The sequence below is a fragment of the Paenibacillus sp. 102 genome (assembly GCF_039549175.1).
Classification (GTDB): Bacteria; Bacillota; Bacilli; order Bacillales; family Bacillaceae_G; genus Bacillus_A.
Window position 1 is genome coordinate 75,296 of sequence record NZ_JBCGHT010000001.1, and the last position, 22,918, is coordinate 98,213.

General features: G+C 32.5%; 23 protein-coding genes and 2 pseudogenes. 12 read left to right on the forward strand and 13 right to left on the reverse strand.

Annotated elements, in window-relative coordinates:
* Positions 1 to 176: 176 nt before the first annotated feature.
* Positions 177 to 1,883, reverse strand: coding sequence for a peptide ABC transporter substrate-binding protein (locus AAIE21_RS00390; RefSeq protein ID WP_343264965.1), 1,707 nt, complete (start codon positions 1,881 to 1,883; stop codon positions 177 to 179).
* A 1,020-nt stretch (positions 1,884 to 2,903) separates the two neighbouring features.
* Between AAIE21_RS00390 and AAIE21_RS00395 the strand changes: the two genes are divergently transcribed.
* The 3 genes from AAIE21_RS00395 to AAIE21_RS00405 are packed head-to-tail and all read left to right on the forward strand — an operon-like array spanning position 2,904 to position 4,717.
* Complete coding sequence (locus AAIE21_RS00395; RefSeq protein WP_481858655.1) at positions 2,904 to 3,443, forward strand: bifunctional transcriptional activator/DNA repair enzyme AdaA; 540 nt, start codon at positions 2,904 to 2,906, stop codon at positions 3,441 to 3,443.
* A 19-nt stretch (positions 3,444 to 3,462) separates the two neighbouring features.
* Complete coding sequence (locus AAIE21_RS00400; protein WP_343264967.1) at positions 3,463 to 4,011, forward strand: methylated-DNA--[protein]-cysteine S-methyltransferase; 549 nt, start codon at positions 3,463 to 3,465, stop codon at positions 4,009 to 4,011.
* Positions 4,004 to 4,717 carry a 2OG-Fe(II) oxygenase gene (locus tag AAIE21_RS00405; RefSeq protein WP_343264968.1) on the forward strand — a complete coding sequence of 238 codons (714 nt, stop codon included), beginning with the start codon at positions 4,004 to 4,006 and terminating at the stop codon, positions 4,715 to 4,717. The genes AAIE21_RS00400 and AAIE21_RS00405 overlap by 8 nt, the downstream gene beginning before the upstream one ends.
* A gap of 225 nt (positions 4,718 to 4,942) precedes the next feature.
* Here the strand turns inward: AAIE21_RS00405 and AAIE21_RS00410 are convergent, their stop codons facing one another.
* Both AAIE21_RS00410 and AAIE21_RS00415 read right to left on the reverse strand, forming a co-directional pair.
* Positions 4,943 to 5,728: an SPL family radical SAM protein gene (locus AAIE21_RS00410; protein ID WP_481858656.1), complete on the reverse strand. Its 786-nt coding sequence runs from the start codon at positions 5,726 to 5,728 to the stop codon at positions 4,943 to 4,945.
* A gap of 226 nt (positions 5,729 to 5,954) precedes the next feature.
* Complete coding sequence (locus tag AAIE21_RS00415; protein ID WP_343264970.1) at positions 5,955 to 6,509, reverse strand: Ada metal-binding domain-containing protein; 555 nt, start codon at positions 6,507 to 6,509, stop codon at positions 5,955 to 5,957.
* Between the two features lie 148 nt (positions 6,510 to 6,657).
* Here AAIE21_RS00415 and AAIE21_RS00420 point away from each other — a divergent pair.
* A pseudogene (locus tag AAIE21_RS00420) lies at positions 6,658 to 7,763 on the forward strand (DNA-3-methyladenine glycosylase 2).
* Between the two features lie 41 nt (positions 7,764 to 7,804).
* Entirely contained in the window at positions 7,805 to 8,488 is a 684-nt protein-coding gene (locus AAIE21_RS00425; RefSeq protein ID WP_343264971.1) for a DNA alkylation repair protein, read from the forward strand.
* A 502-nt stretch (positions 8,489 to 8,990) separates the two neighbouring features.
* On the opposite strand, the gene AAIE21_RS00430 is transcribed toward AAIE21_RS00425, so the two are convergent.
* The 3 genes and pseudogenes from AAIE21_RS00430 to AAIE21_RS00440 all read right to left on the reverse strand — a co-directional run bounded on the left by AAIE21_RS00430 (position 8,991) and on the right by AAIE21_RS00440 (position 10,932).
* The gene (locus AAIE21_RS00430; RefSeq protein WP_343264972.1) at positions 8,991 to 9,203 is read right to left on the reverse strand and encodes an alpha/beta-type small acid-soluble spore protein; all 213 of its coding nucleotides are present in this window, start codon (positions 9,201 to 9,203) and stop codon (positions 8,991 to 8,993) included.
* A 534-nt stretch (positions 9,204 to 9,737) separates the two neighbouring features.
* Positions 9,738 to 10,170, reverse strand: a pseudogene (locus AAIE21_RS00435) (STAS/SEC14 domain-containing protein).
* A gap of 201 nt (positions 10,171 to 10,371) precedes the next feature.
* Entirely contained in the window at positions 10,372 to 10,932 is a 561-nt protein-coding gene (locus tag AAIE21_RS00440) for a hypothetical protein (protein WP_343264973.1), read from the reverse strand.
* 286 nt (positions 10,933 to 11,218) lie between these two features.
* Between AAIE21_RS00440 and AAIE21_RS00445 the strand changes: the two genes are divergently transcribed.
* Together AAIE21_RS00445 and AAIE21_RS00450 are read left to right on the forward strand one after the other, a co-directional pair.
* A complete protein-coding gene (locus AAIE21_RS00445) occupies positions 11,219 to 11,806 on the forward strand; it encodes a hypothetical protein (RefSeq protein WP_343264974.1) in 588 nt (195 codons plus the stop codon).
* 666 nt (positions 11,807 to 12,472) lie between these two features.
* Positions 12,473 to 12,928: a VOC family protein gene (locus tag AAIE21_RS00450; RefSeq protein WP_343264975.1), complete on the forward strand. Its 456-nt coding sequence runs from the start codon at positions 12,473 to 12,475 to the stop codon at positions 12,926 to 12,928.
* A gap of 373 nt (positions 12,929 to 13,301) precedes the next feature.
* Here the strand turns inward: AAIE21_RS00450 and AAIE21_RS00455 are convergent, their stop codons facing one another.
* The 6 genes from AAIE21_RS00455 to AAIE21_RS00480 form a co-directional block, all read right to left on the reverse strand.
* Positions 13,302 to 13,901: a DJ-1/PfpI family protein gene (locus tag AAIE21_RS00455; RefSeq protein ID WP_343264976.1), complete on the reverse strand. Its 600-nt coding sequence runs from the start codon at positions 13,899 to 13,901 to the stop codon at positions 13,302 to 13,304.
* Between the two features lie 146 nt (positions 13,902 to 14,047).
* Complete coding sequence (locus tag AAIE21_RS00460) at positions 14,048 to 15,097, reverse strand: LCP family protein (RefSeq protein ID WP_343264977.1); 1,050 nt, start codon at positions 15,095 to 15,097, stop codon at positions 14,048 to 14,050.
* 68 nt (positions 15,098 to 15,165) lie between these two features.
* Complete coding sequence (locus tag AAIE21_RS00465) at positions 15,166 to 16,155, reverse strand: anti-sigma factor (RefSeq protein ID WP_343264978.1); 990 nt, start codon at positions 16,153 to 16,155, stop codon at positions 15,166 to 15,168.
* Positions 16,156 to 16,167: 12 nt separating this feature from the next.
* Positions 16,168 to 16,701: a sigma-70 family RNA polymerase sigma factor gene (locus AAIE21_RS00470; protein WP_343264979.1), complete on the reverse strand. Its 534-nt coding sequence runs from the start codon at positions 16,699 to 16,701 to the stop codon at positions 16,168 to 16,170.
* 152 nt (positions 16,702 to 16,853) lie between these two features.
* A complete protein-coding gene (locus AAIE21_RS00475; protein ID WP_343264980.1) occupies positions 16,854 to 17,660 on the reverse strand; it encodes an ABC transporter permease subunit in 807 nt (268 codons plus the stop codon).
* A complete protein-coding gene (locus AAIE21_RS00480) occupies positions 17,653 to 18,546 on the reverse strand; it encodes an ABC transporter ATP-binding protein (RefSeq protein WP_343264981.1) in 894 nt (297 codons plus the stop codon). The genes AAIE21_RS00475 and AAIE21_RS00480 overlap by 8 nt, the downstream gene beginning before the upstream one ends.
* A gap of 137 nt (positions 18,547 to 18,683) precedes the next feature.
* On the opposite strand from AAIE21_RS00480, the gene AAIE21_RS00485 reads away from it, so the two are divergent.
* Positions 18,684 to 19,325, forward strand: a complete 642-nt coding sequence (locus AAIE21_RS00485; RefSeq protein ID WP_343264982.1) for a TetR/AcrR family transcriptional regulator — start codon at positions 18,684 to 18,686, stop codon at positions 19,323 to 19,325.
* 40 nt (positions 19,326 to 19,365) lie between these two features.
* Entirely contained in the window at positions 19,366 to 19,548 is a 183-nt protein-coding gene (locus tag AAIE21_RS00490) for a hypothetical protein (protein ID WP_017151477.1), read from the forward strand.
* 90 nt (positions 19,549 to 19,638) lie between these two features.
* Here AAIE21_RS00490 and AAIE21_RS00495 read toward each other — a convergent pair whose 3' ends face one another.
* The gene (locus AAIE21_RS00495; RefSeq protein ID WP_343264983.1) at positions 19,639 to 20,667 is read right to left on the reverse strand and encodes an oxidoreductase; all 1,029 of its coding nucleotides are present in this window, start codon (positions 20,665 to 20,667) and stop codon (positions 19,639 to 19,641) included.
* A gap of 465 nt (positions 20,668 to 21,132) precedes the next feature.
* On the opposite strand from AAIE21_RS00495, the gene AAIE21_RS00500 reads away from it, so the two are divergent.
* From AAIE21_RS00500 to AAIE21_RS00510, 3 genes are all read left to right on the forward strand, one after another.
* The gene (locus AAIE21_RS00500; protein ID WP_343264984.1) at positions 21,133 to 21,570 is read left to right on the forward strand and encodes a disulfide oxidoreductase; all 438 of its coding nucleotides are present in this window, start codon (positions 21,133 to 21,135) and stop codon (positions 21,568 to 21,570) included.
* Positions 21,567 to 21,992 (forward strand): DUF6568 family protein, encoded by a 426-nt coding sequence (locus AAIE21_RS00505; RefSeq protein WP_343264985.1) that lies wholly within the window; start codon positions 21,567 to 21,569, stop codon positions 21,990 to 21,992. Before AAIE21_RS00500 ends, AAIE21_RS00505 begins: the two co-directional genes overlap by 4 nt.
* Positions 21,993 to 22,229: 237 nt before the next feature.
* Positions 22,230 to 22,580, forward strand: a complete 351-nt coding sequence (locus AAIE21_RS00510) for a hypothetical protein (RefSeq protein ID WP_000475221.1) — start codon at positions 22,230 to 22,232, stop codon at positions 22,578 to 22,580.
* The last annotated feature ends 338 nt before the right edge of the window (positions 22,581 to 22,918 follow it).

Genomic DNA, 22,918 nt, shown 5'->3' on the forward strand with positions numbered 1-22,918 from the left:
TAACAGCACAACACTTCTTATTCTTTATTTAAGTTCCTATTAAACTTCTTTATATATGATCTCTCCATCAAATATCGCTTCTAGTAACTGAATCTTTTTAAAACAAGATTCCCTCCATAGAAAAAAGCACTTCCAAAAGTAGATATACTACTTTTAGAAATGCTTTTTTATCTTTGTTACTTACTATTTTCCTCTGTTACATAAGCCCACTTGAAGCTATATTCTGGACTGATGTTATGTTTTACAACACCTTTTACGTTTGGTTTCATTACATACGATCTAGCATTTTGATGTAATGGTACAAGCGCTACATCTTCTTCCAGTAATAGTTTTTCAGCCTTCCCTAACTCTGCCCAACGTTTCTTCGCATCCGCCATTAAATCTGTCTTACCTTGTTTGATGATTTCATCATATTTTGGATTTAAGTAGCTCATTTGGTTTTGAGAATTTGTAGATTCAAACATATCTAAATATGTCATTGGATCCGCATAGTCTGGGCTCCAGCCGCCATATGAGAAATCGTAATCTTGATCAGATTCTAATTTCAGCTTTTGTTTGAATGGCTGCATTTTAATATTTACTGTTACACCTTTTAAGTTTTTCTCAATTTGATCTTTTACATATTCCCCAACTTTTTTCGCATTACTTGTATCATAGTTTAAGAACTCTAATGTCACTTGATCTTTACCAAGTTCTTTTTTCGCTTCTTCCCATGCTGCTGCTGCTTTTTTCGTATCATGTTTTAAACCATTTTTAAACTCTTCTTGGAAGTCTTTTCCGTCAGGACTCTTTGCTAATCCTTTTGGTACTAAATAATCCGCAGGTTTCGAACCGTCATTTAGGATAACATTTGCTAAATCTTTTTTATTAATAGACAATGCAATTGCTTCACGTAATTTCTTGCTCTTAAGTGGTGTATCTTGATTCGCACGTTTTTGATTTAAACGCAAGTAGAATGTACTTGGTTCAGAATATGTTCCAAACTCGCCTTCTTTGTTTCTATATTTATCAACAAACTCTCCACTTAGTAAAGTAAAGTCAATTTGCCCACTATCATATAGATTTACACGTGTTGCCATATCTTTTACAACACTGTAGTTAATTTCGTCTAACTTCACACTCTTTTTATCCCAATAACTATCATTTTTCTTCAGTTTCCAGCCTTCTTCATGTTTCCAATCTGTTAATACAAACGGTCCATTGTAAACTACTGTATCAGATTCTAACCCGTATTTATCTCCTTTTTCCTTAACGAATTTTTCGTTTAGTGGATAGTAAGATGGGAATGCTGTTAAATTCAAGAAGTATGGAGTTGGTCTTTCCAGCTCTACTTCAAGTGTGTGATCATCTACTGCTTTTGCACCTAGTGTAGATACTTCCGCTTTTCCTTTATTAATTGCTTCTGCATTTTTAATGTAGTATGCAATAAATGAATACTCTGCAGCTGTATTTGGATCTAGTAAACGTTGCCATGCATACACGAAATCTTTCGCTGTTACTGGATCACCGTTTGACCATTTTGCATCTTTACGAAGCTTAAATGTATATTTTTTACCATCTTCACTTGTTGTGCTAGATTCAGCAGCAGCTGGGATTGGCTTATTATCTTTATCAAGACGATATAGACCTTCCATCGTATTCCCTAAAATTTGTGATCCAAGAGTATCCGTATTTTTCGAAACATCCATTGTTGGAATTTCGTTTGTTTCTGTACGATTCAGTACTTGTTTCGCTGCTAATTTCTCACCTGATTTGCTATCACTTCCGCTTGAATTCGTACTTGTTTTTTTGTCTCCACCTGTAGAACATGCTGTCAATGCCATACTCATTGCTAAAACTGGTGCTACGACTGCTGTTAGTTTTTTCATTTTTTTCTTTTTCACTTTTGTACCCTCCCTAATTACCTGTACGTTTCTAGATTAAGAAATTTCTGATAATTCTATTTTTCTTTATATATTTATCAGAAGATTACTATTACTTATTATTCTACTAATTTTTTAATTTTTGTAAAGTATTATTATTAAAAATTTTATAAAAATTATTTTATTGCAGTAATATTTATAAACATTCTATTGCATCGATATGGAGTTTTCCCTCTATTACTATAGGGATAAGGTTTTCTTTCTATTTATTCCAATTTTAGAGAAGGAACTTGTAAATTATTGTTAATAAATAATGTATAAAGCTAAACATTCTTTTCTTAACAAAATAAAAAAGTCAGCAAAGCTAACTTTTTTATCCGGCAATTTTTTCGTTTCGTATACTTATTAACACCTGTTTATGTTTCTCTTCATTCTCTCACAATAAACGTTTAACCACCAATACACTCCATTAGTTTTGACATCGTGTCCATAAAAAAACGTAATTTCTTCATTATGATGCTTTTCCCATAAATACTTCTTGTGTTGAGGTGGTTCTTCCCCACGTAAAACGGAAATATGTGCACCATATAAAGGTGTATTTAAATTTGTACCTATTTCTTTTTTTATCCAATTTTGATAATAATGAATAATATCATTAGGTCATTCTATAATTATCCACCATGAATCTTGAACCTTACCTACAATTGGATCATATATTATCTTTCCTTTTGCTTGAAAAAACATTGTTATTATTTCCTCCAAATGATTGCAAAGTTAGCTGCTTAGTTTCTTTACGTCATATTATAGGGCTAACCCTTCAGATAAAATGGATTTTCAAATAAAAGAGCAATATTACATAAGAAATTCCCATTCTAAACTCCTATTCCCATTCTTTTTCCTTCGTAATCTTGCTCTTACATTCTAAAATGCGGACATAAAAGCTTCGTTCAGGTTATACTACTTTTCGGAGGTGATCAGATGCAAAATGATAGCGAAATTCAAAACGAATCAACGCAATTTTTAAATTCAGTTGTTAATAAGATGACCGACGAACGTTGGCATGCAATCGTGCACAATGATTCTTCCTATGATGACAAGTTTTATTACGGAGTAAAAACAACAGGTATTTTCTGTCGCCCTTCATGCAAGTCCAGAGTACCTAATATAGACAATGTAAAGATCTTTCAAAATACAGAGGAAGCATTGTCCGAAAACTTCCGTCCATGCAAACGTTGTAAACCTAATGGGTTAACATTACCTAATGAAGATTGGGTAACTCAAATAGCAGAGTACATTGATAATCACTATAGTGAACCCTTAACGCTAGAAATATTAGCCGATATGTGTCACGGAAGCCCTTTTCATTTACAACGAACATTTAAACGAATTAAAGGGGTTACTCCCATTGAATATATACAACATACACGAATTTCTAGAGCAATGGATTATCTTACGGATACGGATAAATCCATTATGGAGATCGGTTTTGCTGTTGGGATACCAAATACAGCACACTTTGCGACACTGTTTAAAAAGCGAACTGGCTATACGCCTAGTATGTATAGAAAGCTAAATCAATAAAAAGATGGAGGTTTAAAACATGGAAACAACATTAACTCAAAACGTATATTGGACTCAATTCATTTATAAACAATGGAAGATGTATATTGCGGCAACTGATAAAGGATTATGCTTTGTGGGTTCACAAAATCAGCCTTTTGAAGAAATAGCTGATTGGGCAAATGCTAAACTCCCGAAACATACTTTAGTGGAAGATGCTCAAAAATTACAGCCATATGTTACAGAGTTTGTTGAATACTTTGAAGGAAATCGTCAAGTATTTATTTTTCCTATTGACGCAATTGGTACAGCTTTTCAAACGGCTGTTTGGAATGCTTTAAATAAAATTCCATATGGAAAAACGTGCTCTTATTCTGACATTGCAGAAGCAATTCAAAAGCCTAAATCAGTCCGTGCTGTAGGTACAGCAATTGGAGCAAACCCAATATTAATCACAGTTCCGTGCCATCGTGTAATCGGGAAAAACGGTAAATTGACAGGTTTTCGAGGTGGCTTAGAGATGAAGCGTGATTTACTATCACTTGAAAAGGTAGATGGTAAATTTTGGGGAGAAATGCAATATGTCTAATAACATTCAAGAACGCGTTTCATCCCTTAATTGGGATGAAGTGCATAAAACTTTAGATGAGATTGGTTATGCAAAAATACCTGTATTGTTAGATTCAAAACAATGCGAAGAAATTATAAATATGTACGAAGAGGATTCTTTCTATAGAAGTACAATCAACATGGAAAGATATCGTTTTGGAAGTGGACAGTATCGATATTTCCAAGCACCTCTTCCATCAATTATACAAGAATTACGTACAGGCTTTTATTCTGAACTGGCTATAGCAGCAAATCGATGGTTAAAGCAATTAGGTAAAGAACCAGTTTATCCACCTACCCACACAACGTTCCTTGAACTGTGTCAAAAACATGAACAGATACGACCTACCCCTTTAATTTTAAAGTATGGTGCAGGTGGCTATAACTGTTTACATCAAGATTTATATGGTGATGTTTACTTTCCATTCCAGGTATTATTTGCATTAAATCAGCGTGAAATTGATTACACAGGAGGTGAGTCGATTTTAGTAGAGCAAAGACCTAGAGCACAAAGTAGAGGACATGTTATTACCCTTGAACAAGGTGAGGCGTTGATTTTTCCGACAAACCATCGACCTGTTCTCGGAACTCGTGGTTATTATAAAACGACACTTCGTCATGGTGTAAGTACAATTCACTCCGGGATAAGATATGGATTGGGTATTATATTTCATGATGCAAAATAATATAGTTCTATTGTCTACAAATATTTACCTCTATTAAAGATTGAATATTCATTCTTTAATATTCGAAGTTAGACGCATTCCTTATATCTTTATAATTAAGGTCTTTTCAAACCTATTTTAACCCGTTTTCTATTCAGATTAACTGCAGCAATCGAAATAATATAAAGCCTAAATTACTTTAGGCTTCTACATTTAGGAGGATTAACATGAAAAATATTTTAATTATTAATGGAATGGTAAAAATCCTTGTTGGCTCAAATGAATTTTCTCCTCTGGGAACATTTTTTTAAACCTATTGTATACAATTTTGTATGCATCAGGACTATACCATTCATTTAAATCTATTTTTTCATATATGTTACTTACCCCTAATTTTTGGGTCCTTCTACCTCCGCTACCATCTCCCATGAAAAAGTCATCTATGCAAACCCGATCCACTAAACCAATGAGTTTTTCAGGAAAAGCTTCACTACTTGGTAGTATGGGGGCAATAGTTGCTTGTGTTGGAACTCCAGCATCTGCAAGTATCTGTAATGTTTTTAGTCGAGCATTGATTGGTGGAGCACTAGGTGTAAACCATTTGCGAATGGTTTCACTATCGGTTTCTATGGTCATACTTACACGTACTTTTTCTTTCAATTGAAGTAATAAATCAATATCTCTTCGGACCAATGGGCTTCTAGTCTGTACAAATAAAAAATCTGGTTGAATCTCTACCATTACCTCTAATAAAGAACGTGTAATTTCTTCTTTATGTTCAACAGGTTGATAGGGGTCCGTGCTAGATGACATAAAAATTGTCACCTTTCCTTTCTTTTTTTCCCTTATAAGTTCTTTCCTTAATACTTCAGCTGCGCTTTTCTTAATATCTACCCAAGTCCCCCATTCTTGTTTACGAAATGTCGAAACAGGCATTTGACGTACATAACAATATGAACATGAAAATGCACAGCCAGTATAAGGATTTAATGTATGACTATATCCAGAAAGAAAACCGCTTCCTTTATTCATAAGCGTTTTAGGAAATTTATATAACAATTTTGTATTCAACTCGTCCCTCCTTTTATATTATTTAACTAATTGGTATTCTTTCATGATTTATTTTGAATAGGCTACTAAAACCTGTATATGAATGATGAAAAAATAATTATTATGAAAGAAGTAAACTTCACAAACTAACTTGAACTATTTTTATAACTCTAAGTTTTTTCCCTTGTATCCAACTTCAATAGAAATTTTATTTCTTTTTTTCAGACATACCTGTGTGATGCTCTGTATTAGGAATCCCTATTTCAAACCCTATTTCCATAATTGATTTATCTGAGTTAGCAAGAAATAGCATTGCTCTTGCAAATCGTAGTTGCTTTACATACTCAGTTAGAGTTATTCCATAAAATTTATGGAATTTATGTTCTAAGTCGCTTGTACTACATTGAATCATTTTTGCAAGGGTTTTTACTGTCAATGATTTATTACAATGTTCATCAATATACTGTTTAATTTTCTTCACAGCATTTATATCTTGCAAGGATTCTTGAGTAGGTTTGCATCTTTTACATGGACGGAAGTTTTCCTGAATAGCTCCATGTTGAGTTAAAAATACTCGTACATTTTCTCTATTTGGAGTACGTGACTTACAAGATGGAAGACAAAAAATCTTTGTTGTTTTTACTGCGTAATAGAATTCCTCATTATATGATGCATCATTTTGCACGATAGCCTGCCATCTCTCATCAGTTAAATTAATTTCATCCTTTTCATTTATAACTGTTTGCTTATTTTGTTTTCCCATGTAATCACCTCCACGGAAACTTAGTATAAACCTAACACTTATCATTTGTACGGATTTAGGAATATAAGAGCAAGATTACAAAATAAAATAAAAGCAATTTATGATAAAAATATATAAGAGTTATGTATGGAAAAACAGAGGGGATTTCATGACAAATCATATAAACAACACTGAATGGGATGCTCCATATTTTATAAGCGATATGACAAGTAAAACTTATTGCTTTCCATGGTGTGAAAATGGACAAAAAAACAAAATATTACTGTATTTAAATCTAGAAAAGAGGTTATGCATTCTGGATATTTCCCTTGTAAAAATTGTTGTCCTATACTCTCGCATGGTTCTTGGAGGGATTTTGAACAGGAGATAAAACTACTCGTTCCTAAGGAGTTTAATTTCAAAGAAAATTTACAATACCTACAGCGCTCTCCAAATGAATGTATGTTTGATATAGAAGATGATAAAATTTATCGCGCTGTCCTTATTGAACAGGAAAGACCATTGATTGAAATTAGTGCAGACCAAGAAAATAATCTTATTATACGTTTTATAGATAATACAGTAATAGCAACTAGATGGATTCGTGCTGCCATTGCTAGTTACGTACGAGAATGGTTTGATTTAGACACTAATTTATCTCCCTTTTATGATTTAGCTAATAAAGATGTGCTACTAAATAATCCAGTCAAAGAACACTATGGATTACGAAATATGGGGATTCCCGATTTATTTGAAGCCCTATGTTGGGGTATTCTTGGACAGCAAATCAACCTTACCTATGCGTATACATTAAAGAGGCGTTTGGTAGAAAGTTTTGGTGAATATGTAGAATGGGAAGGGAAAAAATATTGGATTTTCCCAACACCACAGAACATTGCTAAATTAACTGTCGAAGATTTACTTCCACTAAAAATGACAATAAAGAAATGTGAATATTTAATTGGTGTTGCGCAGCTTATGGTAGACGGAAAATTAAAGAAACAATCTTTGTTAAATACAGATAATCATAAAGAAGCTGAAAAACTTTTAGTTAATATTCGTGGTATTGGACCATGGACAGCAAATTACGTTCTAATGCGTTGTTTACGGTTTCCCTCGGCTTTTCCAATCGATGATGTAGGTTTGCATAATGTAATTAAATTACTTACAGGATCTGAAACAAAACCAACAAAAAAAGAGATCAAGCAATATGCTGCAACTTGGACAAATTGGGAATCGTATGCAACGTTTTATTTATGGAGAACCCTTTACTGATGTATCGTTTAGGCATATATTTAAGTATCAGGAGGACACGGATGAAAAATATAATTAGAACACAAATTTTTGAACTTATTGATCCAGAATATCAAAAATTTTCAGCAGCACTCATACCTAATATTGATAATGTTTTGGGTGTGCGACTACCTGAACTACGCAAAATAGCAAAGAAGATTGCAAGGGATGATTGGCGTACTTATCTAAAAACAGCTGAGGATGGATATTTTGAGGAAATTATGTTACAAGGTATGGTTATTGGCTATATTAAAACGGATATTAATGAACACTTATCTTATGTAGCTTCTTTCGTACCCAAAATAGATAATTGGTCAGTTTGCGATAGTTTCTGTATAGGACTCAAATTTACCAAAGAACATAGAGAGCTTGTATGGGAATTCTTAAAACCTTATCTTTCATCGAAAAAAGAATATGAAGTTCGCTTTGGAGTAGTCATGCTTTTAGACTTTTATATCGAAAATGAGTACATTCATAAAGTATTAACTCTTCTTGATAACACAAAACATAATGGTTTTTACGCAAAAATGGCTGTTGCTTGGGCTATATCTATATGTTATATAAAATTTCCTGATTTAACATTGGACTATTTAAAACATAATACTCTCGATGATTTTACCTATAATAAAGCTTTGCAAAAAATTACAGAATCGTATCGTGTAGATAAAGAAACTAAAGCTCTTATTCGTAGTATGAAACGGAGATAAATTAGCGTGTATATTATCAAAGGATGGAACCTATTAAATTTATTAAGTTCCATTCTTGTTATTTTTTACATTAAATTGATAATTTAATGTTACAATACATTGCTGTAATTTCTCCCACTGTTATTAATTGTTCTAAAGAATTCGTGATTATAAGAAGTTGAAATAATTTTCCCCATGAAAATGCCTCCTAAACTAAAATGTTATAGATTAACTTTCAAATTATTGAGTACTCCTTTAACCTTATTAAGGAATTTCATAAGTATTTAATCAAACGTTTGTTTAAAATGTTTAGAATACAAATAAATAAGTTATAGAATAGAGTACAAAAATCATTATTTTCATCTTGTAGGATTTTATGTTTATTATGTAATTTCTATACAACAAAGAAAAAAGCACCCTCTTTGGATGCTTATCATGAAGTATCTAAAGTAATTTATAAATTAAATACAGGTAAAAAATATATGCTACGATTTACTGTAATCTTGTATGTCTTCCGGTGAAATTAATGAGTAAACCCACCGCCAAGTTGTTGTTCAGCCAGGGCTACTAAACGCTTTGTGATTTCACCGCCAACAGAACCGTTTGCACGAGATGTTGTATCTGGACCAAGCTGTACTCCAAATTCTTGTGCAATCTCATATTTCATTTGATCAATTGCGTTTTCAGCACTTTGAACCAATACTTGTTTATTATTTCTGTTATTCTTGTTTGCCATATGTATCACCTCCTACGCTTTTAGTATGCTACGAAACATGGAAAAACATTTATTCCTTTTTATGGAAAATTATTGTTTGAAAGTTTCTGTTTATGGTTAAACAGAAGCACAAAAAGAACTTGTAGGAATCACTACAAGTTCTTTTTGTAATAATGAAAGCAAGGGTAAAACATACTATCTTTCTAGGCATATTCGAAAAACATAGGGATGTTTCTTGATAGGTCTATTATATAACAAATATTAACATTTCAAGATTGTAGTTTAGAAAATTTTGTGAATTAAGAAAATGAATAGTTTATCACTCTTATATTAACCCAAAAAACCTAACTGTTTATTTCGTACAAAACACTTTAAATTAACATCAATACTATAATAAATTATTAAAAATATAAGTATAAGTAAATAGAGAAGAATGAGGGATTAATACAACACCTAGATTTCACCACATCATGAGGTATTATTAACATAATTATCGTTATCGGTAGTTTCGATTTCAACAAAAAAAGGATTAGCTAAATGCTAGTCCTAAAGGTTTTATATTGGATATTCATTCAACCAAATTAATGCTTGTTCATAATTATCAAAAAAATTTACAGATTCTTTTGTATTGGACTGTTGTAAATAATTCATTATCTCTCCTTCCTCAAGGAGAAACGCAATTGCTTTACTATGATTCAAAATGTTTTCATTGAAAAACTTATCTTTCCATGCTTTTTGAACTGAAAAATGATCTGGAGTGTACCCTTTTCTATCTACCAACAATTTGTATTTCCGACCTTCGGAAATGAATTGCTGACAAACTTTCTCGAATCCGTTAAACCATTCGTTAACATCATCTGTTTTAATCTTGCCAATCAGATTGGTAACAATTAAATCTCCTGAAACTGTTGTGATAATATTCTGTTTACTCAACTTGGAATCATCCCCCTTAATTACAATTATGTGAAAAAAACTTTATGAAATCAATTAAAAGAAGGAATGATTAATTTTTTATGAATAATATATACATATCTACTTAAAATAATGAAGGTTTATCGGTATTGCAAAAAGGATCTTCGATTGGAAGATCCTTTTATGCTTGTTCAATTAAAGTGCTTAATAATTAAATAAGCAATTTCTAAAAAAACAATAAAAAACCATCGTTCTGTTCTTGGAGAATAAATAATTTCTATAGTTTAGTTCCAGATCGTGGGATATTACCTTTTACTACTTTCGTTGTTTCTAACACTTCTATGCCCGTCCAAATATCTGTAAAAGTTCTCTTTCCCTTTGTAAGGAGGAACACTATCCCATCTATCCATAAATATATTATGTAAATAAAAATCGGTAAAAAGAGGTACTGGTAGTCCATGTCATTTGCTAAATGATAAGCAATTAAAAATATAAGTAGACCTGCTATTCCGTTTCTTATAAACCACCATGTAAACAATTTAAATTTATTGGTATTTTTTAATATTAAACCGTTAAATTTATAACCCCATGTTAAGTTTAATTTGAAATTAGCTCCTAGTGATGTAATCATAAATATCAAAGCACTCAACAGCAGCATACCATTCATTATCCCAGTTAATATTGGATTCCATGTATCTTCGTAACTTGCAACGAAAGGCAAAAATAGTAAAGCTATTACTGCTACAATGAGAAATGGTAGGATTGAAAGAAATATACAGATAGCTATTGAAATAAATAAATCTATTACATAACCAAGTATACGTTTTCTTATTTTCACTTTATCACCTCCTGTTCATATTTTACGATAAAGCTCTGTTAAATAAAAAATATTTCTTCACAATCTTTACGATTCAATTTAAAATGTTATTCAACAATCTGGCCTGGTTTTGATGAACAAGATCTCCAAGAATCGTTTGCACACTCTATACAAATCTAGTTAACATAAAGTCCATTATCAAAAGTAAATAAATTATCTAAGATATTCTATAAATGGGACAAGTATAAGAAGCGAAATCATTCTTTTTGAATTAAATATAATAGTATAGATAAGTGAGGTGAATTTTTTGTATCCACTTAATAGAAAAAATTGTAGACCTCGTGCTGTTTCTTGTCCTACTCCTGGTCCTATATCTACTCCTTGTACTGTTTCCACAGCTACATTTAGTAATTTGTCTCCAATTGTTATACCATCCGCAGGTCTAGCAACACCCTATCCATCTAGTATTAATGTGACAGGTTTATCTGGTGGGGTTACTCAAGTTACAGTGACAATAATTGGCCTAACTCATACATTTCCAGATGATATTGATATCTTGCTTGTAGGACCACAAGGGCAAAACGTTATTCTTATGTCAGATGCAGGTGGTTTTTTTGATGTTAATAATGTTACATTAACTTTTAATGACTTTGCACAATCTCTACTTCCTAACAGTAGTCAAATCGTCTCTGGTACATTTCAACCAACTAATTATGGATTTACAGATATTTTTCCTTTTCCAGCACCACTACCTCCGTATGGATCGTTTTTAAGTGTTTTCAATGGAATAGATCCAAATGGTGTATGGAACCTTTTTGTATTTGATGATCTTGGTGGAGATAGCGGTTCTATCTTGGGATGGACATTAAATATTACTACTACTTTTTGTTCTTAAAAAAATCGTGATTTTTAAGTTATCAAATAAACCAGTTCATTATAATGAACTGGTTTATTTGATAACTTTTTTTAGTTGTGACATTTTTAATGTGAGATATGCATTCTTCTTATATATGTGTCTTGTTTATTTGTTCATTGGATTAATGTATGTATATCGTATTCATGTAAAGTTAACATAACGCAAAATTATCGGTACAAGGAAAAAGGCGGATCCCTACTCTTACAAGGAATCCGCCTTTTTCTTTTTCTATGACTCTATTCGTTTTTTTATACATCCCTATCCTGACGTGGGTTTTAGGGTTCTTGTTTGTTACTGGATTAGCCGAAAAACTGTATAAAATTTTGTATGCTCTTAGCGTGGGTTTTTTCCAAAATGCTGGCGGTACCCCATCGCTATCAAGCTAAGGTTTTAATATACCCCACATCCATCAAGCTAAGATTTTGTGATACTCCCCATAACGAAAAATTTACCTTTTTATAGTAATTTATGAGAATTCGGCTCACTTTTTTCGTTTTTGGGGAACAATTAATTTCTTAAGTTGATGGCAATGTGGTGATACCCCCTACTAAAGATGTATGGAATTTTAATACTTTTATTGGATTCAATATTATTTTTTAATTGGTATATTAATATTCAAGAACAGAAAGTAAGGGAGAAAATCAGATGATTAAAGGGCTGTATGAAGCACATTTACCAGTTAGTAATTTAAAATCGTCGATACAGTTTTATGAAAATCTAGGTTTGGAGTTCGATCATAGTGTAGAGGATAAAATAGCTTTTTTATGGATTGAAAAAGACAAAAGTTGGCTAGGATTATGGGAAACCGATAAAGTAGAACTTGAATATCATCCATCTATAAGACATATAGCATTTCAAGTCACTTTAGATGATTTAAAAAATTCGTTGAAATGGCTTAAAGACAAAGGATACGAACCGAGGGAGGCATTTGGATTTGAGCCCCGTGAACCCTTTGTAATAGCTCATAACCATTATGCTCATGCTAAAATTCATTTTAACGACCCAGATGGAAATAGTTTAGAACTTATTTGTAAGCTTAATAATCCACATAAGATTACAAAAAGAATGTATTTGAGTGAATGGGAAGAATTAAATTCATAAATATTAAATACTCGATAATTGAAGGTTTGATTGTCGAATTAAAGAATTTTATAACGTCCCCTAAACAAAAAAATTTGTACATTTTCACCTGGAGATATCAATTTTCTCGTTTTGGGGGATTTGCTTTTCTTAGCTTGATAGGTATGGGATACAGCCGAGATATGTGTAAAAATAGGTCATATACTTACTTTTATTTCCAATTATTCTTCATGCTTGTCTCTCCCTCTGTATAAAATAGCTACCTACACTTTTAGTTTAGGGAAAAACAAACAATAAAAAAAGCCAGGATTGGCTTCAATTTTATATATACGAATAGCTACTTTGCGGTCTACAGCAAGAACCCTGTGATTAAGCCAATAAAAAAGAATTCAAATTAACTCCAAACAACACCTCGCCTCTCGTATTCCATTCTATATTCAACGGCAGCTGCAATTTTAGGGCTTGCGAACCTTTCCGTGATCCAAAGCCCCAAATCAAGTCCTGAAGTGACTCCTCTTGCAGTGATAATATTCCCTTGATCAACAATTCTGTAACGAAGAAGCTCTGCCCCGTATCCAATGATTTCATTCTGCGCCAAATAGTGCATCGTCGCTTTTCGACCATTCAATATACCGGAGGCAGCTAGTAGCATACCTCCTGTACAAACTCCAGCAACGATCGTTCCTTCGTTGTGCATCTCTCTAATCATTTCGGTCAGGGTTCCAAGCTCTGCTTGCTTTCGTTCCCCATGTTCAGCTTTATGATTCCAGCCACCACCAGGTACAATTAACAGATCTGGACGATTATCCATTCGTAAAAAATCATTTAGTTTAACCGTAACTCCAAACGAAGTAGTAATTTCTTGTTTTGGTTCACTTGATATTAGTTCAACCGTAAATGGAGCCCCTTCTTCTATCGCTCTTTTGAGTACCTCAAAAGGTGCGAAAGAGACAAGCTCTCCGAAGCCGTCAAACAATACAATTTGTATTTTCATTTTTATTACACCTCATATGCTTTCTTTTGTGAATCGTAGACATATAAAACGATTCGGCGATCATGTAATTGATTTACAAAAAATCCCCCATCCAATAGAAGAAGCAATACCTCTATAAGCACAATTATTGCGTTTTTTTATACCCCTTAACTCTCTTCACTTTCTTTTTTAGTCTGTTGTTCACTTAGTCCCAGATGACTTCGAAGTGTCTTGCTAAGTTCTCTTAAACTCTTTGTATCTGGATTATAATAATATACTCTTTCACCATTCGACCCATTCGGCAAATATAAATCATCTCCGACCAATTGTATTTTCTCAATTGAAGCATTTAATCCATATTTATAAAATGACAACATATCAGCCAAAGCTAAATTTGTCTTAAAATCACCGTCTACAGCATCAATCATTTTTCCTATTTTCGTAATAGATCCTACACTTTTTAATTTTGTTAATATTGCTTCAATGACGAGTTGCTGACGCTGTCCTCTCATGGCATCACTATCAATATGACGTGTTCTTGCGAGAGCTAGCGCTTCTTCTCCTGTTAATTTTTGCATTCCTTTTTTCAAATGAATAGTATCGGGTTCGTCTTTACTATTTTGCTCAGAAAACTCAATTGGAACATCTATTTCAATGCCGCCCAAATCATCAACAATTTTTATAAATGAATTAAAATTGAATTTCACAAAATAATCAACCGGTACATGTAATAATTTTTCTACCGCTTCAACAGAAGCTTGTGGTCCCCCATCCTTTCCGTTCTTTACAAAACCTCTACCGTATGCATGGGTTATTTTATCTTTTTTCTTTTCAATTGGAACATATGTATATGTGTCACGTGGTATACTAATTAACTTAACTGTCTTATCATCTTTATTAAATGTGGCTAACAATAGTGCATCTGTATGAAATGCACCATTATATTCTTTTTGACGCTCCACATTCTCATCAATGCCCATAATTAAAAGAGAAATATTATTTGTTATTGGTTTTACAGCGCCCTCACGTAAATCAGATTTCTCACCACGTGCTAGGCTGAGAGAAGCTTTTTGTACCGCATTTGAAGCTTTATTGTATAGGTACGCACCGTATCCCACTCCACTAGCTAACAAGATTCCTAAAAATATTCCTACTACTGTTCTTTTCCTATATTTCTTCTTATTCTTTTTTTCACGCGAAAGCGAACTTTTCTCCATATTATTTCCCCCGATATATATTATTCTATACGAATTAAAACTAGCCAAATAACTAGCTCACTATTTATTCAATACGTTTTTATTTTTTCATATGAAGAAACATCTTTTTGAAATACGTTTTCATCAATTTCTTTATCTATTTGTATCTTTTCTGTAGTAATAGAATATTGGATCATTCCATTATGAAAACTAAGAAAGTTCAACATAATCCCCGTATTTTTTTCTACAATCATTTCGAATTTCCCTCGTAAGTCTTCAGATGTACTTAAAGGCATCTCTATGTTTATAACGCCCTCTATTTTATAGCAATTTAATCCAAGATATTTTATTTCTTTAAAGTCCCAATCTTTATATCTAATTAACAAATCTGCAAACTCCGATTGAATACTATATTTAGCGAATCCAACATAGTCATCATCATACCGTTTTTTTTCTCCCATTTTATTAAACGCTCTTTCAGTAGGCGTTAATTTTAGTAACTCTTTATTTTTAAATTCTGGCTTCCAGTTCACTTCTTTATATGTATAATCTTTATCATTAAATTCTTGTTTTTTTCCTTTGTTATATAAAACTGTCATTTTTTTTGACTGATGATCCTCTTTAGAAGAAATTCCTCTTTGATTTTTTGTATCAATTGCATACTTATAAGTAGTAATACGACGAGATGAGCTAGCGTACTCTTCAAATTGCCCTGTAACATTTTTAAAATGATCAATTGAATCAAGCATTTTTTGATGAATTTTCTCTTTTTCAGGGTAATTTACGTTAAATTTTGTTTCTTCCTCATTTTCATAATCTGAAAATGCCTTTTTCGTTACATATTCAAATACGCCACCTTTTTGTGCAAAACTCTGCACGGAAAATTCAAACATAGAGACGATTGACAAGACCATTATTGCCGCACTAACAGCCATAACTTGAACTTTATAAGACCTTTTTTTAACCGGTAGATTATGTAATGTATCCTGAATTTTCCGATTCAAATGCTCAGGTAACATCGTTTCCTCTCGTTCTATTCGTTTTTTCAGTTTTTCATCAAACAATTCATCCTTATCCAACACGTACACCCCCTATTCCATTTGTAATTGCTTCTGCAGTTGTTCTCTCGCCCGTGACAACCTCGATTTAACCGTTCCTTTTGGTATTTCTAATAATGCTGCAATATTTTCTTGATTCATATCTTCATAATAATAAAGTACTGTTACAGCTTTTAATTCTTCGTTTAAAGACTGAATTGCATTATGAAGATCTATATCTTCATAAGAATCAAATGCTATCATGTAATCATTATTTCCTTCTATTGCAATTACTTTTTTTCGTGATCGTATGATTTCATTACACTGATTAATCAAAATTCGAATGCACCATGTTTGGAAAAACTCTTCATTTTTAAGCTTTTTTATATTTTCATAAGCTTTTAGAATTGTCGTTTGTATCGCATCTTCTACGTCATTTTCATCATATAGCATTGCTTTTGCTATACGATAGAGTTGAGCTTTATTTGTATGTATTAAAGAGACAAATGCTTCATGATCACCTTTTTTAGCTAAAGAAACATCACTCTCTTCTTGTACCATCATTTTATATACAGGTATTACTTTCACTGTCTGCCCTCCCGTTTTATATCTTCCAATAAAACTTTACACTTATTAGACGGATTTGTGAGGAAAAAGGTTCATTTTTTTTGTAATTTTCTAGAAATAAAAAAAGATAGTTAATTTCTTCAGAAACTAACTATCTTTTCAACTCTATTTATCTATAACGGTAAGTCTCTCTTCTTGAACAACACAATAGCTACCGCAAAGATACAAATCGCACCAAAAGTTAACCCAATACTTACCGGCCATATGTTATATGTCCCTGCCACAATTTCTTTCGGCCGAAACAACGTAAATAATGATATATTTCTCATCCATTCTAGCTTATCACTTAATTTCCCTACCATATCTAGTAAATAAAATAAAATTGTAACACTAGCAGAAAGACTAAGAGCTTTTCTTTCATCGTTACATATACAAGAGAATAAAAATGAATAGGCACTGACTACGAGAAACAACAGTCCCCCAACTAAATTCATTTTGAAGAATACTTCTTGATTTAAATTGTTATCTTTCAAGAGCCACTCTGCCCCTAATACACCGGCCCCATACGTCGCAAGTATAATAATCAGTAATCCTAGAATAAGAACTACTCCTTGTGTTATTCCGATTTTCACTCTAGATACAGGTGTTGCCAACAAATAAGCCATCGCTCCTTTATCTACATAACGAGCCATTACATGTGTAGCAACCGTCACACTAAAAATTGTCAATATGATAATGAATAACATACCATAGTATTCACCCGCTAAAAAATCACTTACATTTTGAATCGAATTTTCCATACCAACAATCTTTTTCACACTATCTGGCATAGCATCTATCATTTCATTTAACCCTTTCGCAGATACAAGCGATGGAAATATCCAAATTAATAACCACAAATAAAGGGCCGCACCAATCGAATAACTCCATATGCTTTTTTGATTTTCCTTAAAGCTAGCTAAAAACAGCTGTTTATTCATGTTTCACACCCTCCTTCGCATCATAATAATGCATAAATAAATGTTCTAAATCCATCGCCCTCGTTTGAAGTGCTTTCACATTATATTGTGCAAGTATTTGTAATACTTCTTGATAATTTCCCTGTACAATAACGGATGCTGTCTTCCCCTTCACCGCTTCAAATTCTAAATTTTCCTTTTGTAAAGAACGTACTTCCTCTTGTGACGAAACCGTTACATCCATTACCTGTCTTCTCATCCCCTGTAAATCATGAATGTTTTCTACCGTTACAAGGCGACCATCCTTAATAATAGCTACTCGGTCACATGTCCGCTCAATTTCTGTAAAAATATGAGATGACATGAGAATTGTCTTTCCTTTTTGTTTTTCCTCTAGTATTAAATCTATAAAAGTTTGCTGCATGAGCGGATCTAATCCTGACGTTGGTTCATCCAAAATTAACACTTCAGGATCATGCATAAATGCCGCAACAATTCCCGCCTTTTGTTTCATTCCTTTAGACATTTTTCGAATCGGTGTTTTCACATCAAATTGTAATCTTTCAATGAGCTCATCACGTCTTTTTGTATCTTTCAATCCTCGCATACCTTGCATAAGTTTTAGAAATTCTAATCCATTCATTCCTTCTATAAAAGAAATCTCGCCTGGCAAATAACCAACTTCTCTTTGAATTTTCGCAGCTTCATTCCAGCAATCTAATCCGAAAATTTCTGTATGACCAGCTGTCGGCTTTATAAAGCCCATTAAATGACGAATCGTTGTTGATTTCCCTGCACCATTTGGTCCAAGGTATCCGAAAACTTCACCTTCTTTTACTTGAAATGTAATATCAAATAACCCTTTCCCACTTGAAAATTGTTTTGTGACATTTTGGACTGAAATCATTATTCCACCTCATTTTTTGAAATATTTCATTGTTTATATTTCAAAATTATTGTACTCCTCCCCCCTTAAATTGGCAACGATTTTTTGAAATATTTTCATGTCTATATTTCAAAATTATTGTTTCCATCTCTGTTTTCTTGTATATTTTAAATGAGGTGATTGTATTGAACGGTTTTGAAAAAGTAAAAAAAAAGAAAAAACGTGCTATTAAAGACGCGGCATTGTTATTATTTTCAGAACGTGGATTTAATGATGTAAAAATAGAGGATATTGCAAAAAAAGCAAAAGTATCTCAAGTTACCATTTATAATCATTTTGGTAGTAAAGATGCGCTTTTTAGAGAACTTATTCAAGAATTTGCGACAACTGAATTCCAATACTATAAAGAGCTAGCATCTGAAAACATGCCTTTTCATGAAATGATGCATAAAATGATTGTTAGAAAGATGGAAAGAGGCGGTATATTTCACCCTGACATGCTGTTGCAAGTCATACAAAAAGATCCAGAGCTTCGTGCATTTATATATGGTTATCAACACGAAACCGTCCTACCTTGGTTTTTAAAGATATTAGAAAATGCGCAGCATAAAAATGAAATTAACCCCAATCTTTCAAAAGAAATGATGTTACTATACATCCAAATGTTTAGTAAACTTGGTGATGACTACGGGCTTCAATTTTTGGAAGGAGATCGTGAAAAGCATATACAAGATATTGTTACGATGTTTTTCTATGGACTTTCTAACCCTGAAAATATGAATCACAAAAAATTAAAATAACAATTTGAATTGACTTATTAAGATTAAAGGGGAATATTACATGCCACATAATAAACTTTTTTATGAGGTAATTTGTATGAGTTGTAGACAAATATTTAAGGTATACGAAGGAACACAAATATACAAACGCTTTAAAGAAAATAGAAAAGGAAAATACAATTGTGAGCAATGTAGTCATAATATACAGCTAGAAGCAATTAAAAATTTTTTTAATAAATACTAAAAGAATTTTATTGCATATCTAATCGAATTAAGCGTATATTTCAATCCCAAAAATCATAAAAAAGACACGAAATCGTGTCTTTTTTATGATCTATAATGAAATGACTCTACCTGTTTCACTACTTTCAATAGCTGCTTGAATAACACGAATAACTTGTAAACCTTCTTCGGCTGTTACAGGAACTGGCGCTCTACTTACAATACTATCTCGAATTCCTTTATAGTACATTTCATAGCAACCAACTTCTGTCGGAATATGTGTTATTTCCTCTTCAGTCTCTAGAACAGCATAATTGTTCTCGCTATCTTCTCCATATCCTGCACTACCTGGCTTCATACCAGCTTTTAATTGCTCTTCTTGTGAGTCCATGCCATATTTCACAATCGAACCTTTATCCCCATGAACACTAAAGTGAGGTCCTGCATGTTTCACATAACTACTACTATGTAAAACAATACGTTTGATTCCATAGTGAAGTACAATATGGAAGTAATCATCCGTTTCTGCCCCAGGTCTTTGCTTTACTATATCCGCACTAACAGCATCTGGTTCTCCAAATAAATGTAATGCTTGGTCAATTAAATGTGATCCTAAATCATATAAAATCCCTGATCCCGGTAAGTTCTTCTCACGCCAGCGATCACGTACATAAGGACGGAAACGATCAAAATGCGCTTCATATGCATACACATTTCCAATTTGTTTCTCCTCAATTAATTTCTTTATTGTTAAGAAGTCATTATCAAAACGGCGATTATGATACACACTAACAAAAACATTATGTTCTTCCGCCAATCTAATAAGCTCTTCACCTTCTTCAACTGAAACAACAAATGGCTTTTCTACAACAACATGTTTACCATGTAAAATTGCCTCTTTCACAAATGGAAAATGCGTTGTATTTGGTGATGTAATAACAATAAGGTCTATATCATCTCGTTTTACTAATTCTTCAATTGTGCCAACCACTTGTACAGTCGGTAACGCTTCTTTCACTACCTCTTCTTTTGAAGATACAATCGCACGAATATCATATTCATCAATCGTTTGTAATAAAGGGATGTGAAATGTTGTACTTGAAAATCCAAATCCTACAATCCCTACGCCTATTTTTTTCATATACTGCCTCCATCTATGAGAACGATTTCATAGTTATTATATCAATTTTCATTTCATTTACATAACCATTTGCTCATTCTTATATTTGTAAAAATAAAATGAAGCTTTAATCAGTGGGTATTTCTTCATAACCCACTAATTATTAACCCCCGCCTAAATAACAAAACAAGCTGAATTCTTATAAATGACTGTAGAGAAAAATTTTTTGTTTTGAGAGTACTTTAAAATATTAGTTTGATGGGCATGGGTCATTGCCCCTAAAGAATACTCTTACTTTCAATTTATCTCAGCTTATTTACTTTATTCTTCTATAAGATTTTATAAAAACCAAATTTTCTCAATATACAAAATAGAAACATAATTTATAATAACTCTAGAGCTAATCATTTTGTATTTTTTTACATTCTATTTTCTAAGGTTATTTATTACGTTATTTCCATCTCTTAAACAAGGAAGGTTGAAGTCATGGACAATACAAAAAAACTAGAATACATATTGTTTAGTAGCTGGTGTGTTTCTTTTATTGCAACTCTTGGGAGTTTGTATCTTTCTGAAATAATGAAATATGAGCCCTGTTCATTATGCTGGTATCAACGTATTCTCATGTATCCACTAGTTCTTTTACTAGGAACAGCTATTGTACGCAAAGATTATAGAATTGGGATTTATAGTTTGGTTCTCGCTATCATTGGCGCATGTATAGCTGCCTATCACTATTCCCTTCAAAAAATACCATTTTTATCTAAAAACGGAACATCATGCGGGAGAATACCTTGCACAGGGGATTATTTAGATTGGTTCGGATTTATTACAATTCCATTTCTCGCTCTAATAGCCTTTCTTATTATTATTATTTGTGGCTTTATTCTTACTAAAATAAACAAGGAGAGAAACAGTATATGAAAAAAATGCTTTTTTTCATCATTACTATTTTATCAATATTTACACTTATTATTATTCTAACCAATAAAGGAACAAAAAGTGAAAAAACCATCAGTGCTGAGAAGGTAAATTATTATAAAAATCAAATTACCCCTGAGCAATTGCAACAAGATCTATCAAATCACAAAACAAAAGTAGTTTATTTCTACAAAACGACTTGTCCGCATTGCCAAAAGATTTCACCAATTGTAGTTCCTATGGCAAAAAATATGAATATCGATATGCAAGTTTTGAATCTAGAAGAGTATAAACAAGGTTGGGATATGTTTCAAATAAAAGGAACACCTACAATTATTTCTTACAAAGATGGGAAAGAAATGAGTCGTATATTAGGAGAACAGTCTTTACAAACGTTTCAAACATGGTTTGAAAACAACAAATAAGAATTTATATTTTACCAAAAACACTATTTTTCAAACTTATAACTAGAGTATTGATAAAGAAACAAATATTAGCTTTATTTTTTGTTTTTAACTTTACATTCTATTAATTAATAGAGGAGTAAAGGGGGCTCTCCCTCATGCTTACCAATCTTGAATACAGTTTAATTTTTTTACTTGTTAAGTATGAGGGGGATTCCCCATTTGCAATAAAATATAATTTATTAGGAGGTAACACGTATGTTTAAAAAAGTTGCATTATCAATCGCTTCAGTAGCAGTAGCAGGTTCAGTTTTATTCGCAAGTCAATCGGTAACGGAAGCTGCTTTTTATCCGGTACAAAAAACGGGTTCTGGGCTAGATCTTCGCACGACTCCGACAATAAATGGCCTACGGACTGAATCAAACATTCCAGATGGCACTAAACTTTGGTTATATTGCTATGTGAATGGCGAATCTTATATGGGAAGTAAGGTTTGGGATTTTGTAGATGATAATGGCTATGGTGGTGAGTTAGATCAAGGCTTTGCTCCTGACTATTTCATTAAAACTGGTTCTTCTAAACCAGTTGTTGGATACTGCGCTTTTTAATTGGAAAAACAAGAAAACAGCCTCCTCGGGCTGTTTTCTTGTTTACATAGTAATCCCCCTAGTGGTTAATGGTCTCATCTCACTTTTAGTTTACTGATTTCGTACTACATCAGTCATTACCTTTAATTTGGTGCTTGAGATAAGAAACAAATAAGTGTAAGCTTCACTTTCACATTTACATTAAGTTTCTATTTTTGGGGATCCGCGCTCATTTTGTATACATCTACTTGTTCACCATTGCTTAAAAGTAGATGATAATGGCTATGATGATGCTTGAACCAAGGCTTTGCTCCTAATTATTTCATTAAAACAGGTTCATCCAAACCCGTTGCTGGATA

Excerpts from the sequence above, each read along its gene's own strand:
- AAIE21_RS00415 (WP_343264970.1), bottom strand. The coding sequence starts at position 6,509 with ATGGGAAAACAAAATAAGCAAACAGTTATAAATGAAAAGGATGAAATT.
- AAIE21_RS00395 (WP_481858655.1), top strand. The coding sequence starts at position 2,904 with ATGACCGACGAACGTTGGCATGCAATCGTGCACAATGATTCTTCCTAT.
- AAIE21_RS00425 (WP_343264971.1), top strand. The coding sequence starts at position 7,805 with ATGAAAAATATAATTAGAACACAAATTTTTGAACTTATTGATCCAGAA.
- AAIE21_RS00460 (WP_343264977.1), bottom strand. The coding sequence starts at position 15,097 with ATGGAGAAAAGTTCGCTTTCGCGTGAAAAAAAGAATAAGAAGAAATAT.
- AAIE21_RS00405 (WP_343264968.1), top strand. The coding sequence starts at position 4,004 with ATGTCTAATAACATTCAAGAACGCGTTTCATCCCTTAATTGGGATGAA.
- AAIE21_RS00430 (WP_343264972.1), bottom strand. The coding sequence starts at position 9,203 with ATGGCAAACAAGAATAACAGAAATAATAAACAAGTATTGGTTCAAAGT.
- AAIE21_RS00410 (WP_481858656.1), bottom strand. The coding sequence starts at position 5,728 with ATGAATAAAGGAAGCGGTTTTCTTTCTGGATATAGTCATACATTAAAT.
- AAIE21_RS00490 (WP_017151477.1), top strand. The coding sequence starts at position 19,366 with ATGCCACATAATAAACTTTTTTATGAGGTAATTTGTATGAGTTGTAGA.
- AAIE21_RS00495 (WP_343264983.1), bottom strand. The coding sequence starts at position 20,667 with ATGAAAAAAATAGGCGTAGGGATTGTAGGATTTGGATTTTCAAGTACA.
- AAIE21_RS00450 (WP_343264975.1), top strand. The coding sequence starts at position 12,473 with ATGATTAAAGGGCTGTATGAAGCACATTTACCAGTTAGTAATTTAAAA.
- AAIE21_RS00455 (WP_343264976.1), bottom strand. The coding sequence starts at position 13,901 with ATGAAAATACAAATTGTATTGTTTGACGGCTTCGGAGAGCTTGTCTCT.
- AAIE21_RS00500 (WP_343264984.1), top strand. The coding sequence starts at position 21,133 with ATGGACAATACAAAAAAACTAGAATACATATTGTTTAGTAGCTGGTGT.
- AAIE21_RS00505 (WP_343264985.1), top strand. The coding sequence starts at position 21,567 with ATGAAAAAAATGCTTTTTTTCATCATTACTATTTTATCAATATTTACA.
- AAIE21_RS00400 (WP_343264967.1), top strand. The coding sequence starts at position 3,463 with ATGGAAACAACATTAACTCAAAACGTATATTGGACTCAATTCATTTAT.
- AAIE21_RS00510 (WP_000475221.1), top strand. The coding sequence starts at position 22,230 with ATGTTTAAAAAAGTTGCATTATCAATCGCTTCAGTAGCAGTAGCAGGT.
- AAIE21_RS00475 (WP_343264980.1), bottom strand. The coding sequence starts at position 17,660 with ATGAATAAACAGCTGTTTTTAGCTAGCTTTAAGGAAAATCAAAAAAGC.
- AAIE21_RS00480 (WP_343264981.1), bottom strand. The coding sequence starts at position 18,546 with ATGATTTCAGTCCAAAATGTCACAAAACAATTTTCAAGTGGGAAAGGG.